This is a genomic window from Cryobacterium luteum, from assembly GCF_900110125.1.
GTDB classification, from domain to species: Bacteria; Actinomycetota; Actinomycetes; order Actinomycetales; family Microbacteriaceae; genus Cryobacterium; species Cryobacterium luteum.
This window is the reverse complement of record NZ_FOCN01000002.1, coordinates 366,568-377,567: the sequence shown is the minus strand read 5'-3', so window position 1 is coordinate 377,567 and position 11,000 is coordinate 366,568. Positions and strand designations below refer to the sequence as shown.

Genomic DNA, 11,000 nt, shown 5'->3' with positions numbered 1-11,000 from the left:
GTTCCATTCCCTCATGCCCGATCGGCGGAATCAAGAAGTTGCAGCAATTGCCGAGCCCGCGCATCCCAGCTGTGCTGTCGGGCAAAAGCGATGCGCCTGGCCGTCTCGTCCACATTCTCGGGTTGAGACAGCAGGCGGCGCACGCGGTGCGCGAAATCTTCCGGATCCAATCCGACCTCGATCAGATCCGTATTGAGCCACCGCACCGCGGGCAGATCCGTCGACACCACCGGCAGCCCGGCTGCCAGATATTCCAGGGTCTTCAGCGGAAAGCTCGCGCGATTGAAGAGCGTGTCGGCATAGGGAGTGAGCCCTACCCCCATGCGGGCGAGCAGGGCCGGCAGCTCGGCTGGGGGCACTTCCCCCTGCCACGTCACTCCTCGCGCCCCGAGAAAGCGGTCGAGGAATGCACGGGTTTCGGCCGAGCGCTCAGCGCGCGGTCCGACCACGATGATCTCAGTTCCCCCTGCCCGCACCGCCTCCAGGATTTCTGGATCCAGGCGTTCATTGAGCTGTCCGATCAGGCCCGCCACGGGTGCGCGAACAGAACCGGCGTGCGACTCGTCGCTGGTTGGATCGCATCCGTTCGCCAGCACCTCCACCCTCACCGCGTAGGTGCCGGTGAGCCGGGAGGCGAGGTCTGGTGACACCGCCGCTCTGACGTCTGCATCATGCATGTTACGTTCCAGATCGCTCTCGATCCGGTCGGCAGACAGTCCCATCAGCGCCGCCCCCGACGGCCAGTCGTCGGTAACGTAGAGCAATCGGACACCGCCGATGCGTCGCGGAAACCGTTGCCTCGGTGATGCCACGATCACTCCCGTCACCTCCAGCCGCAGCTTTCGCACCATCGAGCGGATGTGCCGCTCGAGAACGACCGTGGAGGCGCGTCGCATCCCCGGCCGCGACGCGCCCGGCCAGGTTCGAGTTTGGAGCCGAGTGACACCGGGTGCCACGAGGGAGACACCTCCGCGGTTAGGTTCCGTTCCGCCGCCGCGTCGACGGGTCAGTATCGAGAACGGTGGGTCAACCCACAGCACGGGAAAGACGGTGCCGAGCGCGGTCATCAGCCGGCGATCGGTTCCCGCAACGGAGTCCCACCGGGTACCGGCGATGAAGACGATCGCTCTCATACGCCCGTCGATCGCCAGCGAAACCGACCGATGACGAGCGCGGCACGATGTCTGACCGCATGGGCGAGCAGGGTGGGTGAGTAGCGAGCTTTAACCGGACCCAGCCGCTGCGCCCGCCGGAGGGCTTTCGCTTGCGGCAGGCTGTCGAGATCCGCGTGGATCGCCCGGGCATAGTGCAGGTAACGGTCGGTTTCGGCGGACGCCCCGCGCCCGGCCGAATAGGCCTGAGTGGTTCGGGTCAGTGCCTCGTTGGCCAGTGTCGCCCGGGCCATCCGTAGCAACCGCTCGTTCCCGGCCGGATCACCCAGTCCGTCGGTGAACAGCGTGGTGAACGCGGCCGCTCGTTCCTCAAGATCGCGTTTGACGTCGACCTCTCGGGCGGACAGGCTGCCGGAGTGCTCGCGATGCCAGGCTTGATCGGCGCCGCCGACCCAGCCCACGTCAGCGGCGCGAGCGATCCTCAGCCACAGCTCGAGGTCATGAGTGTGTGCCAGGGAACGCATGCCTCCGACCGAACGCAGAGTACTCGCACGCATCAGGACTTCGGGCGAGGTGATGCAGTTGTGGCCCAGCCGGCACCTGCGTTCGAGCCAGCCCGGTCCGGACCAGACTGTCCAGCTCCGAGCCTGGTCTCGATGCCGCAGTACCGCGGGGTCCGCGAAGTGCACCGGATGCCCGTACACCAGTCCTACGCCGGGAAACTGTTCAGCGAGGGCGCTGGCACGGGCAATCGAACCCGGTGTCAGCAGGTCGTCGGCGTCGAGCCTGATCACGAACTCCCCGGTGGCGTGCGCGAGACCATCGTTGAAGGCACTGACTGGGCCCCCGTTCTGCGTGCGGGAGACCAGCCTGACTCGCGGATCGGCTGCGACGAGGCTTTGCGCCAGCAGCACCGAACCATCCGTCGACGCGTCGTCAACGATGACGACGTCGACCACCACGCCCCGCTGACTGAGCACACTCTCTACCGACTGTCGGAGATACCGCTCGTAGTTGTAATTCGTGATGACAACGCTCACCTGCGGCATCCTGATGGGTGTCTGCCGCACCTCCGGCGCTCTCACCCGACGCGTTGCGCGGAGTTCTTTCGTCTTCACATCAGCCCGCCGTGCGCAGAATAGTCGGCTGCCGGTGCTGGTCCAGGGCGTTCTGGAGCGCAGCCACAATTCGGTCCTGCTGCTCGGTTGTGATGCCCGGAAAGATCGGGAGGGACATGATCTCGTCCGACAGACGTTCGGCCAGCGGAAAAGATCCCAGCGGCAGACCGAGGTCGGAGAACCCGGGCTGCAGGTGCACCGGTACCGGATAGTGCACGGACGCGCTGATTCCCATCCTCGTCAGGTGATCGACGATACGGTCGCGGTTGGGCACCCGAACCACGTAGAGATGGTAAACGTGCTCGTTGCCGTCGACCACGCGTGGAACGACGACCTCCGGGCTGTCCTGCAGTAACTCGTCGTAGTATCGCGCAGCATCCCGCCTCAATTGATTCCATCCGTCCAATCGGGCAAGCTTTGCCGACAGTACGACGCCCTGAAGGCCATCCAATCGAGAGTTCAGCCCGGGGAACCGGTGCTCGTAGCGGTTGATTCCGCCGTGGTTGCGTAGGGCTCGCACCACATCGGCGACGCCTTGGGAGTTGGTGAGCACCGCACCGCCGTCTCCGTAGGCGCCGAGATTCTTGCCGGGGTAGAAGCTGGTACCGCCGGCATCGCCCAAGCTTCCCGCGCGTGCACCGAACCTGGTTGCACCCTGCGCTTGGGCCAGGTCTTCGACGAGAAAGACGTCGGGACCGCCAGCTTGACGCAGGCGTTCCATCGGGGCCATTTGACCATAGAGGTGCACCCCGATGACGGCCCGCGTGCGTGCCGACATGATCGAACGCACCGCATCAGGATCGATCAGAAAGTCCTCGTCACAGTCGACCAGCTTCACCACTGCGCCCGCTCGCAGCACCGCCTCCGCGGTGGCCACAAACGTGTTGGCGGGCAGGATCACCTCGTCGCCCAACCCGATGTGAGCGGCGCGCAGCACGAGTTCGAGCGCATCGGTGCCGTTGGCCACCCCGAGAACGTGGTTGACACCGCAGTAGGCAGCAAAAGCGGCCTCGAATCTCTCCACCTCGGGGCCGAGAACGAAACTTCCCTTGGCCATGACTCGATCAAACCCGGCGTGCACTTCATCCGTGATCAGCGCGTGTTGAAAGCTGAGATCTACCAGTGGTACCGGGAGGGGAATCTGCTCGGTGTGAGTCACAGTAATGGTCCGTTCTGTTCGGGTGAAGGCGGTCTGTTTTTGGATCCTTCGGGCACGCTGCGCAGCACAACACTGCCGCCGCCCCAATCCGGTCGTTGGTCAACAATTCGAAATCCTCGCGCGGTGGTCAGCGCCGTCAGAATCCGGTACCCGGCAGGTGCATCGATTCCTTCGAGAATCACCGTTGTCGCCGTGTGCAGCAGGCTGATGTCGTCGATCAGGGCGATGGCGCTCTGCGCGACAAAGATCAGACACGCGTTTTGCTGACCAACGATGTCGGCAGGCATCCGCTGCGGCGTGTCGAGCACGGAAACCTCGGTGATGGCGGGATTGCTGAGCAGGCCGCGCTGTACGGCGCGACTGGACCGGCTCCAGGAATCGCTGCCGAGAAGTATGACTGCGCGGGTCGCCGGTTCGCCCTGCACGAAACCGTGCAGGTATCGGGACCAGCCGGTGCCGGTCATCCGCTGCCGGTATGGAGACAGCCGAGCGCGCAACCATCGTTCCGCCGGAGCGAGAGTGCTCCCGCTTCTCAGACGCGTCATACGCACAGCAACCTGATGGTGGGCGCGCCGGGTAGCCAGAACCATCCGCCCGGTGGGCAGCGACCGGTTCGCACGTGCGTGCTCTGACGGCCCCAGCCGAACGGCCAGATCAGGCTGGCCGCAGGCTTGAAGCATGACCAGCAGATGTTGGTGCCACTCGGCCAGCCCGAGCGAGGGTAGCGGACTGATCGAAGGCCGCCTTTGCCCCACGACCTCGGGCCCCATCCCGGGGTCGTGGCCGGTCAGTGTCGCCACGACGGCACGCATGCGGTCCAATTCCGGATGCAGCATGGCCGGGTACATCAGGGCGGCAATGGTCGCGGAGTGGACGTCGCCACGACACAGGGCAACCCGAATTTCAAACGCCCAGTGCACGGGGTCGGGTTCTTCCGACCGGTGGTGGGACAGCACCGCAATCTGCAACCGGGAGAGCCAGTCGTGCGCGGCCGCCCGGTCGCCTTGCAGAAGAGACGTGTAGATGAGGCCGATGGCGCCTTCCGGAATGAAGAAATAGTTCAGGCAGCGCACAAAATCACGCTGTGCCGCCGGGTAGTCCGCACGCTGCAGCGCGCTCCACCCGCTCTCGATCAGCTGCCGGTCCCGACCGGGGCGGCTCGCCGGCTGGGGCGGCAGAGGCCGGGTGGCGAGGCTCAGCTCGCCGTTCGGCCACTGCTGGGTGATCGCTATCTGCGTGCCGTGACGTTGAACGAGTTCGAACCACTGCCTGATTTGGCTGCGATGGGCCAGGGTGTGGTGCTCATGCACCAGTTGATGCCCTGCTCGCGTGATTCGGTCCAGCTCCTCGGGGTTGTTTAGCAGGTAGCTGAGCTTGTCGACAACATCGTCTTCAGTCGCGAAGACGCAATTCACCATGTCCGCGAAGCCGAACGCCTCAATGGATGCTGTTCGTTCCGTGACCAGACACGTCATGGAAGCCGGAATCTCCAGGTGTTTCCGCACGACATCCTGGGCGATCGTTCCGCAGGTCGGAGCAAAACTGCTCGCGTTGAGCAGGCGAGAATACCCCTCACCGATAAGCATGCGCCCGGTAGCCGACTCCGAATTCCACCCGAAGTGGGGCATATTCACGGTTATGAATTCGGGAACGAGGGCGCGACTGACGGCATTCCGCCAGGGATAGTGGCTTGCCTGGCTTCCGGTGAGCAGCACGGGAACGTTCTTGGTCAAACCGTAGTCACGGAACACAGCCGGGTCGATGGCGTTGGGCCAGACGAACAGTCGCCCGGCGATTTCGGGCGTGTACTCAGCCATCGCCATGGACGTCGTGACGAACCAGTGCACATCCCAGCGCGCCATATCCGCGACGAAAGCCGCGCGGGAGGAGTCAAAGGCGTCGGCGTGGAGAAAGCCTAGTTTTGGTATTCCCGGATGGGTTGAGGTGTTGCTGATCACGCGATTTCCCGCGTAAACGCCGGATTCAAAGAGGCACAGGTCCGGGCGAAGACGCGTGCACACGTCGTCATAGTCACAGTCCGCGTCGATGACGACCACGTCGAAGAATTGCTCGAGGCTGCGGCGTTGCTCCTGCACGTGCGCTTGCAGAAAAGCGGGCAATCCGGCGCGTGTCCAGCGAAAAAAGGCCAATCGCGGGCGAGCCACCCCCGCTGACTCCGGTCGGAATACTGGCATCCCGTTCACGATTTGGCCCATTTTCCCTGTAAACCCCGCAGGACCCAGCCGTGAAAGGCGAGATAGAGCGAGAGGCGAGCCAGAACGCCGGCCGGCAGGTAACTCCGCATCATCGGCAGGGCGGCCACCAGATAGACCGCCAGCCCAAGAGTTCCGCCCACGACCAATCGAAGCAGGTGTCCCTCGAGCGAGGCCACAGCCAAATATGCTGTTCCGGCCGCGAGGCTTGCGGCCAGCACGGGCGCACCCACGGCCCTGCCCAGAACCAAAGGCACGGAATCCAGCACGGGTTTCAACGCCCAGAGATACATGGGGATGACGACCACGACAATCACCACGACGTGCGCTATCGCAGCCCCCAGAACGCCCAGCACGGCAACACCGGCCGCGATCGCCGGCAGCAGGGCCAGCAGCCACACCGCCTGAATCAGGAAAACTCGACCGGTCCGGCCGATCCCGACCAAGAGATTCGACAGCAGCAGGGTCACGACAAAGATTCCCCCGTACACCGCCAGGATCGCCAGGACGGGTGCCGCGGCAGACCACTTCGCCCCGTAGAGCACTTCGACGATCTCAGCCGACAGCGCCACGGTGAGGGCGCTGACCGGAAGTGCCGCCAGGGCCAGCATCCGCGACCACCGCAGCAATGCCGCGCTCAACTGCTCAGGATCCCGGCGCAAGGCCGAGAACGCGGGCATGGCAACACTATTGATCGTCCCGCCGAGAATTGACGTCGACCAGGACGCGATACTGAAGGCCAGGGTGTAGATACCGAGAAGAGCGGGTCCGGCCAGAGCCGCGATAAAGGCAGCGTCCGCATTCAGCAACATGTAGTTCAAAAAGTTTGCGCCGGCGAGAGGAAGTCCGAATTTGAGCACCCTGGCAGCCTGCACGCTGTTCCATCGCGGCGCGTACCAGGGGCGGGTTCCGGAGATCACCACCGCACCCGCGATGACCACTCCGACCACACGGGACCATGCGAAGGCCAGCGCGCCGTCGCCGTGCAGGGCGAGGATGATCAGCACGGCATTGGAGGGGATGAACGCAATTGCGGTCGCAGCGAAGAGGCGCCCCTGCCGGTAGTCCCGCACCAGAATTGCCGATGACACCGCCGTGAACGAACTGAGCAGGATGGGTATAGCCAGAATCTGAATGGCCGTCTGGGCTTCGGGAGCTCCGAGGGCGGCCGCGATCGGGGCGGAGGCGAAGAACATCGCCGTCGCCAGGGTGAAGGAGCTCAACATGGATAAAGCCGTCACGACCGACGCGGCGTCTGCCAATTCCACGTCACGCCGCGCAATACAAGACGACAATCCGAGTTCGCACAACGCGGAAACGATGACGTAGACGACCAGCGCCACCGCGAAGACACCGAAGTCGTACGGCGAGACAATGCGCACCACGAAGATGGTGATGATCATGCCGGCGATCTTTGTCACGAGGGTGTTCACGAAGCTCCAGCTGACCCCGTGACTGAGCGGGCGTCGCTGCCGGTCGTCCGGCCCCTCGTCAGCCACGCGGTCCCCGTGCCCCGGCTCCCGAACGATTCGGCCGCGCGGTCGCGAGCATCCGTTGTGCCGGCACGCCCACCCAGGTTTGTGCGGAGGGCACGTCTGCCAGCACTGCCGCCCCCATGCCGATCACGGCGGCTGCACCGATCCTGGTTCGTTCCCTGATGCTGGCGTTCATGCCGATGTAGGCGCCGACGCCGATGTGCGCGTCACCACCAACGGCCACGCCGGCGCACAGCGTCGCAAACGATTCCACACGATTTCCGTGCGTGAGCGTGACGTTGGGCATGATCACGACATGGTTGCCGAGGTGAACGTCCGCGGTGAGTACGACGCAGGCCAGCAGAATACTGCCCGTACCGACCCGACAGGAGGTGGGTACCACCGCCGCGGGGTGAACGAGTGTCGCATATCGATCCGGCGTGATTCCCTGGCCGGTCAGTCGTTCGACGAGGGCGGCGCGGGCCGCGCCATTTCCGACGCACACCAACAGCTGGGCCGTGGGATGACGCGCAACATGGGTCAAGCCGCCAACGACGAGCGCGCCGTCGAGCGAGGTACCCGTGAGCGCCGCCTGGTCGTCGACGATAGCCACGGAACGCGCGTCGCCGTTTTCGTGCAGCACGCTCAGAACCTCACGCGCCAGGCCGCTGGCCCCGATCAGCAGCAGCTCAGTCATGCCACATCACGCTCATGCTGCGCCACATTTCTGAACGGATGCTGCAACCACGAGTGTGTCGAGCACCCGGTCTTGATCCGCCAGCGTCAGGTCGTGATACAGCGGAAGAATCAGCGTGTGATCGGTCAGGTACTCGGTCACCGGCAGCACGGCGCCGTCGCAGCGGTCGCGGTACGCCGGCTGCCGGTGCGCTGCCATAATGCCCCGCCGCGCAGAGACCTCTGCGTCTGCCAGCGCGGCAAGAACGCCCTCCCGGTCCAAGGCGAAATCCGGCTGAACGTCGATCCAGAAGGACTGGAAGTTGCCTGTTCCCCACTCCGGATCGGCGACAGCGCGCAGCCCAGGGATACCGTCGATGACGCCCGCGTACCGTTCGGCGAGTTCACGGCGGCGACGCACAATCTCGGGGAGTTTTCCGAGCTGCACGATTCCCACAGCCGCCTGCAGGTCCGTCATCCGATAGTTATAACCGACCTCTGCATAGACTTCCGGCGCCGCCAGCAGGCTCCCCTGCCGGTCGCTCGCCGATACGCTCATCGCGTGTTCTCGCAGCTGACGCGCACGGACCGCCCAATCCCGGTTGTTCGTGGTGAGCATTCCGCCTTCGCCGGTAGTCAGCAGTTTGCGGGGGTGGAACGACCACGCGGCGATATCGGCGCCCGCACCGACGGAACGCCCGTGATAGGTGGATCCGGCGCCGCACGCGGCGTCTTCGATGATCACGATGCCTTGCCGGTCGCACAGTTCCCGTAGGGAAAGAAGATCAACCGGCACACCGCCCTGGTCAACGATGATGACAGCCCTGGTCTGGGCGGAGACGACCGCCGCGACGGTCTGGGCCGTCACGTTTCCGGTCGTCAGGTCCACATCTGCGAAGACCGGTCGGGCCCCGACATAGGTTGGCGCGTTCGCGGTGGCGATGAAGGAGAACGACGGAACGATGACCTCATCGCCTGCACCGATTCCGGCGACGATGAGGGCCAGGTGCAGCGCGCTCGTGCAGCTTGAAGTTGCGACGGCGAAGTCGACCTGCATGTGGGCGGCGAACTCGGTCTCAAAGCGGGCCACCCGCGGACCCTGCGCCACCCACCCCGATTCGATGACCTCGGTCACGGCGAGTACCTCGTCGGCGCCCAACCAGGGTTTCATGACGTTGATGCGGCTCATGATCGCACCAGGGTGCGGCTCGCCGCGATTTCTTCCCGCAACGGTGTCCACCAGTCAACGAGCTCGCGCAGCCCCTGCGCGAGCTCGACTTCAGCTGCAAAGCCGAAGTCGGCGCGGGCGGCAGAGACATCAGCCAGCCGTCGAGACACGCCGTTGACTGCCCGTTCCGGTCCGTGCTCTACCGCCTGGTCAGACCCCATGGTTCTGAGCAGCTCGCGAGCCAGTTCCAGCAGGCTGGTTTCCGTTCCGCTGGCAATGTTATAGACGCCTCCACCGATACCGCTCGTCGCGGCGAGAAGGTTGGCGCGGGCGATATCCGCCGTGAAGATGAAGTCCATGGTCTGGGCGCCATCTCCGAATACCAAGGGCGAGCGGCCGTCTTGGATCCGTTCCATCCAGCGCACGAGCACCTCCGTATACACACCGTGCACGTCCATGCGCGGACCGTACACGTTGAAATAGCGCAAACCCACGTAGTTGAGCCCGTTCATGGCTTTGAAGCTGCGCAGCATGCCTTCATTGAATGATTTGGCAGCACCGTAGAAGGTGTCATTGTGTTGGTGGTGGTGCAGTTCCGGGGTGGGGAACTGATCGGCAAGCCCATAGACGGACGCGCTGGACGCGGCGACGACTTTTTCCACGCCGCACGCCGCCGCAGCCTCCAACACGTTGAACGTTCCATCCACGAGCACTTCCAGGGCGAGTCGCGGCTCCTCGGCGCACTGGGTGATACGAATAGCAGCTTCGTGAAAGACCAGGCGTTTCCCCGCCGTCACCTGCTGCACGAGTGCTCGGTCCCGCAGATCCCCCTCGATCAGTGTGACCCGCCCGGAGGCGAGTGCGCCGGCGAGGTTCGCCGCTCGTCCACGAACGAGGTTGTCGAGTACGTCGATGTGCGCTACCTCAGTGAGCAGCAGTTGATCGACGATAGCTGAGCCGATTGTGCCGGCTCCCCCGGTCACGAGCACATTTGCCCCGGTCAACTCGGTCACAGTGCTTCTCCAATCAATTCCCGTTCCCAGGGAGCTACGGATTCTGCGGCGGCCGAGCTGGCCAGGCTGCGACTGGCCGCCTCAAGCACCGCGAGCACCCGCAACCCGGCCTCCCCGTCGGTGATCGGCGCACGCTTTTCCCGGATGGACGCAGCGAACTCGGCGGCCATCGCCCCGAGCGCTTCGCGTTCCGGCAGCGCGGGAGACCAGGTATCACCGAGGCGGTAGGAGACCGTCGAAGAGGCTCGATTTTCGTCGTGCAGGGCTTGCAGGTTCAGGTCGACACCGCGATCGTAGACGCTGATGCGCTGTTGCGGATTCAGGTCGTCCCAGATCAGGGTGCGTCTCGTGCCGCCGATAATCATCTGGCGAATCTTCGTCGGGCTCAACCAGTTGACGTGCACGTGCGCGATCGCACCACCCTCGAGCGGAAGAACCAGATAGCCGACGCAGGATTTGCCGGCCCCGAGCGGATCCGCCCCGTGCGCGGTCACCGATAGCGGCCGCAGCCCGCCGGGAAGAACGAAGTCCATGATCGACAAGTCGTGCGGGGCGAGGTCCCAGAACACATCGACGTCGGGCTGGATCAGCCCCAGGTTCACCCGAACGGAGTCGATGAAGAGGATGTCTCCGAGAGCGCCTTCGCGAACGAGTTCCCTCATTTTCAGCACCGCGGGTGTGTAACAGTACGTGTGGTCGGCCATGAGAACCAGTCCCGCGGCGGCGGCCATTCGCACCATGTCTTCGCCGCGTTCAGCGGTGTCAGCGAGCGGCTTTTCCACCATGACGTGCTTGCCGGCCGCGAGGGCGGCACACGCGATCTGATGATGGGTGGCGGCCGGCGTGGCAATCGCCACCGCGTCGATATCCTCGGCGGTCAAGAGATCATCGAGCGCGGTGACGACCCGCACGCCGCCATGTCGATCCGCTACGAGCTGTGCTCTCGCCCGATCTCGGTCGCAGACGGCGACCAGCTCCCAGTCCGGGCCGGCATCAAAATTTCGGGCCAGATTCGGACCCCAGTATCCGGCGCCGATGACGGCGATTCGTAGCTTTGCGATGATAAC

9 protein-coding genes are annotated in these 11,000 nt (G+C 64.5%); all 9 read right to left on the bottom strand.

Annotated features, from left to right (window positions below; translation table 11 throughout):
- Positions 1–11: 11 nt before the first annotated feature.
- Positions 12–1,067 carry a glycosyltransferase gene (locus BMW72_RS03990; protein ID WP_166787747.1) on the bottom strand — a complete coding sequence of 352 codons (1,056 nt, stop codon included), beginning with the start codon at positions 1,065–1,067 and terminating at the stop codon, positions 12–14.
- A 62-nt stretch (positions 1,068–1,129) separates the two neighbouring features.
- Positions 1,130–2,152 (bottom strand): glycosyltransferase family 2 protein, encoded by a 1,023-nt coding sequence (locus BMW72_RS03985; protein WP_166787746.1) that lies wholly within the window; start codon positions 2,150–2,152, stop codon positions 1,130–1,132.
- 79 nt (positions 2,153–2,231) lie between these two features.
- Positions 2,232–3,389, bottom strand: coding sequence for a DegT/DnrJ/EryC1/StrS family aminotransferase (locus tag BMW72_RS03980; protein ID WP_241983948.1), 1,158 nt, complete (start codon positions 3,387–3,389; stop codon positions 2,232–2,234).
- Positions 3,386–5,509, bottom strand: coding sequence for a glycosyltransferase family protein (locus tag BMW72_RS03975; protein ID WP_166787745.1), 2,124 nt, complete (start codon positions 5,507–5,509; stop codon positions 3,386–3,388). Before BMW72_RS03975 ends, BMW72_RS03980 begins: the two co-directional genes overlap by 4 nt.
- A gap of 80 nt (positions 5,510–5,589) precedes the next feature.
- A complete protein-coding gene (locus BMW72_RS03970) occupies positions 5,590–7,101 on the bottom strand; it encodes an oligosaccharide flippase family protein (RefSeq protein WP_166787744.1) in 1,512 nt (503 codons plus the stop codon).
- Positions 7,094–7,774, bottom strand: a complete 681-nt coding sequence (locus BMW72_RS03965; protein ID WP_092107452.1) for a NeuD/PglB/VioB family sugar acetyltransferase — start codon at positions 7,772–7,774, stop codon at positions 7,094–7,096. Before BMW72_RS03965 ends, BMW72_RS03970 begins: the two co-directional genes overlap by 8 nt.
- A gap of 12 nt (positions 7,775–7,786) precedes the next feature.
- Positions 7,787–8,941, bottom strand: coding sequence for a DegT/DnrJ/EryC1/StrS family aminotransferase (locus tag BMW72_RS03960; RefSeq protein ID WP_092107451.1), 1,155 nt, complete (start codon positions 8,939–8,941; stop codon positions 7,787–7,789).
- A complete protein-coding gene (locus tag BMW72_RS03955; protein WP_092107449.1) occupies positions 8,938–9,933 on the bottom strand; it encodes an NAD-dependent epimerase/dehydratase family protein in 996 nt (331 codons plus the stop codon). The genes BMW72_RS03960 and BMW72_RS03955 overlap by 4 nt, the downstream gene beginning before the upstream one ends.
- Positions 9,930–10,997 (bottom strand): Gfo/Idh/MocA family protein, encoded by a 1,068-nt coding sequence (locus BMW72_RS03950; RefSeq protein ID WP_092107447.1) that lies wholly within the window; start codon positions 10,995–10,997, stop codon positions 9,930–9,932. The genes BMW72_RS03955 and BMW72_RS03950 overlap by 4 nt, the downstream gene beginning before the upstream one ends.
- Positions 10,998–11,000 lie beyond the last annotated feature (3 nt).